We start from the raw sequence: 2,583 nt of genomic DNA, 5'->3' as shown, positions 1-2,583 counted from the left end.
TGCTGAGTGCGCGTAGTTGGTAGGGGTATTCCGAAACGGTGGTAGGGCTGGATTCCGGGTAGTTGGTAGGGCCCCGCGACGGGTTGGGGCTGCTGCTCGTCGCGGGGCCTGTTGATGGTGGTGTGTTACTCGGTTTCTAGTTGGGTGGCTAGGAAGTGGCGCATGTCGTATTCACCGAGTTCGACGCGTTGGCCGGTGTTGAGTCTGCTGACGAGGGAGTCAGCTGCGACTGGGTCGGGAAGTTTTTGTACCCAGTATGCGGCAGTGGTTTGGGAAACGATGATCGTCGGCAGCCTGCCATCGCGGTCGAATATGATCTTCGTTAGGTCTTCTTGCCCGCGTTGGTTGATTCCAATGGTCAGGAAATCATCAAGGATGAGCACGTCAGTGTTTTGTAGCCTGCGCATCTTGGTTACGTAACGCTCATCTGTCGGCGGGAAGGCCGCTAATTCATCTACAAGCTGGTCGAGCCGGTAGTACGCAACGCTGTATTCAGCCTGGCATGCAGCAACTCCGATGGCGCAGGCGATGTATGTCTTGCCTGCCCCTGTTGGGGCTAGGAGGTGGACGTTTCCGGGGTTTTCACGCCAGGGTGTTGCAGCGATGCGTTTGAGTTGACGAAGGTTCAGGCCGCGTTCTTCGACGTTTATCAGCTCGGCAAGTGTTGCACCTGGGTACCGGAACTTTGCTTGGGTGATGGCTTTGGTGATGTTTTGCGCGCGACGTTTGTGGGCGGTTTCTTCCACGGCTTTGAGAAATATCTCTTCAGGCAACTCGGTGTTTGCTTCATCTGCACTGGCAAGTGCGAAGAAGGTATCAGCGAAGGTTGAAAGCCGCAGCTTGCGCAGCGTTGCACGGATGTCATCGTCAAGATGGATCGTGGTCATGATGGGTTAGTCCTCCTGCTTCGGGGTGTCGTAGTAGCTTGCAGGGCGCAGGAACACTGCTTCTGGCATTGCGGCGATATCGACTACCCGAGCCTGGCCTGTTTGTGGTGTTGGGGTGTTGGCTTCGGCGTTACCGTTGCGGGCGATGTCGGCCTGGATGCGGGAGATGACCTGCAGATTCGGCGCGAGGTTGTGGTCGATGATTTGCTGGCACGCTGGTTCAAGTGTGGTTTTGTTGTGCTTGTTCCCGAGCTTGACCAACACGTTGCGGGCTGTGCGTAAACCGCGTGGCAGGGCTTGGGCGTTGTGCTCAAGGATCATGGCGATGACCTTGCTGGTTGCGGGCCCAAACGACGATGCTCTGGCGTAGAGCTCATCGCGAGTTAGCGGTTTGACCCCAGTAATCTCTTTGTCTGGGGTATGCGCAGGGTCTGTGCAATAGCGGTACTTAAACCCGTGCATACGCGGGTGTTCGGCCACGAGGCTATCGCCGTTGAAGATGCTGACCAGGCTGTTGGTCAGCCGTGCGCGCAAAGTCTTGCCGATGTATTGAAACGGCACGGAGTAGTACTGGTAGTCACAACAGATGTGCCAATTGCGATCGACTTTGACGCTGCGCCAGGACACTTCCGTAAATGGGGTGTCAGGAAGGTTGCGCATCATGGGTGCTTCATCGATGTCAAACAGCTCACGACGAGTAAACCCATGCGCATTGGGCATGGTTGTGTTGATGTCTTCGAGGCGCTCAGCGATCGCTTCGTTGAGCTCTTCAAGGCTATAGAACTCAACCCCATCGAAATAGCCAAGGATACGCGTATAGACAAGTTGGACGGCACGCTCAACTGCGGCTTTATCGCGGGGTTTTCCCGGACGTGCTGGTACAAGCAAGATGTCATAGTAGTCAGCAAAGTCCGCATAGCGCTGTTGGATGCGTCGTGCGGGTTTGTTCTTCGCCGGGCGATACGTTGCAGTCGGCGCGTTATCAGGAACGATGATGCCGGGGCGTTTCCCGAGGTAGTTTAGGGCTTTGACGTGGCAGTCAATCCAGGCGTCCATCTTCTCATTCGCCGTAGCAACCACAAATAACAAAGAAGAGTAGGGACAGACAGCCACAAATAGGCAAGCTTTCATCCCTACCTCACCGGTGGCTTGGTCGATGATGCGGACTTTGTCGCCCGCCCAGTCGACGTAGAGCTCTTGGCCTGGTTCATGCTCGATAATCGAGGTCATGCCGGTAGCCCGGATGTAGTCACGCAGGTGTTCACAGAACTGGGAGTACTGGTACTTCGATTCACCTGCGGCGCACGGGGAAGCGACATAGTCCATCCACAGCTTATGGCGCGTGAGGTGCTTGTTGTTCGCCAGCTTCTTCGCGAGTTTTTCGAAGTCAGGTCGGTCATAGCGCAAACGCCGACTCGTTCGCTGATCGCTAAAGTGCGTATCGAAGAACTCTGGATCCAGCTGAGCGAACGAAGACTGCGTGATTGCGTGGTCAGCAATCACTGCTTTGACTTTGGCGATATCCCTGTTGGAGCACTCCAAGGCAGCAGAGATGGCTGCATAACTCGCTCCGGTCAAACACATCGCCATAATGTCTTTGAAGTTGGCCATAAAAGGCCCTCCTTGCGGTCAGAAAGTGGTGACACACCGGCACAGATTGCGCCGACGTCACCTACAAAAATGACCGAAAAAGAAG

Annotated in this window: 2 protein-coding genes; both read right to left on the bottom strand. The window is 55.4% G+C overall.

Annotated features, from left to right (window positions below; translation table 11 throughout):
• Window positions 1-125: 125 nt before the first annotated feature.
• Window positions 126-887, bottom strand: coding sequence for an ATP-binding protein (locus tag HMPREF3171_RS05675; protein WP_070422898.1), 762 nt, complete (start codon window positions 885-887; stop codon window positions 126-128).
• 6 nt (window positions 888-893) lie between these two features.
• On the bottom strand, window positions 894-2,498 hold the full coding sequence (gene istA, locus HMPREF3171_RS05670; RefSeq protein WP_070483559.1) for an IS21 family transposase: 1,605 nt from the start codon (window positions 2,496-2,498) through the stop codon (window positions 894-896).
• Window positions 2,499-2,583 lie beyond the last annotated feature (85 nt).

The organism is Corynebacterium sp. HMSC08F01 (genome assembly GCF_001807545.1).
Lineage (GTDB): Bacteria > Actinomycetota > Actinomycetes > Mycobacteriales > Mycobacteriaceae > Corynebacterium > Corynebacterium coyleae.
The sequence above is the reverse complement of the archived record's forward strand: the minus strand, read 5'-3'. Positions and strand labels throughout refer to the sequence as shown.

Bases quoted from the DNA above. Each gene is read 5' to 3' on its own strand.
- istA (WP_070483559.1), bottom strand. From the start codon at position 2,498: ATGGCCAACTTCAAAGACATTATGGCGATGTGTTTGACCGGAGCGAGT.
- HMPREF3171_RS05675 (WP_070422898.1), bottom strand. From the start codon at position 887: ATGACCACGATCCATCTTGACGATGACATCCGTGCAACGCTGCGCAAG.